Origin of the sequence: Staphylococcus pasteuri (genome assembly GCF_030547725.1) — a bacterium.
In the GTDB taxonomy this organism is placed as follows: Bacteria; Bacillota; Bacilli; order Staphylococcales; family Staphylococcaceae; genus Staphylococcus; species Staphylococcus pasteuri.
Genome location: NZ_JAUOQO010000270.1, coordinates 1 through 279, shown reverse-complemented (window position 1 = coordinate 279; position 279 = coordinate 1). Strand labels below are relative to the sequence as shown.

The 279-nt window shown below is 40.5% G+C and carries 1 protein-coding gene; it reads left to right on the top strand.

Features of this window, described 5'->3' with window-relative positions; all coding sequences use genetic code 11:
* Positions 1–99: 99 nt before the first annotated feature.
* The coding region (locus tag Q4528_RS13630; protein WP_303522085.1) for a hypothetical protein at positions 100–279 on the top strand (180 nt) is incomplete at its 3' end.

The following is a 279-nucleotide window of genomic DNA, read 5'->3' as shown; positions in this document are numbered from 1 at the left end:
GGACGGTGGAGTGATGCCGATATTCTCGTTAAACTTAATAACGGTCAAGATGAAGTCAATTTAAAGATAAGCGCCTTACTCCGACAGGTAAATGTCACCTTGACCCCGATTGTAGGAACACAGACTTATACCCTACCTGCTACACTTGGTAAATTATATCAAGTATGGATAAACGGAAAGCCTATTCAAGATATGGGTAGTGATAGTATGGCTAAAACTTTCTTTGGCTCTACTGAAATATCTCTCGGTGGGATACCTACTTCCTACTATGTGCAAAAC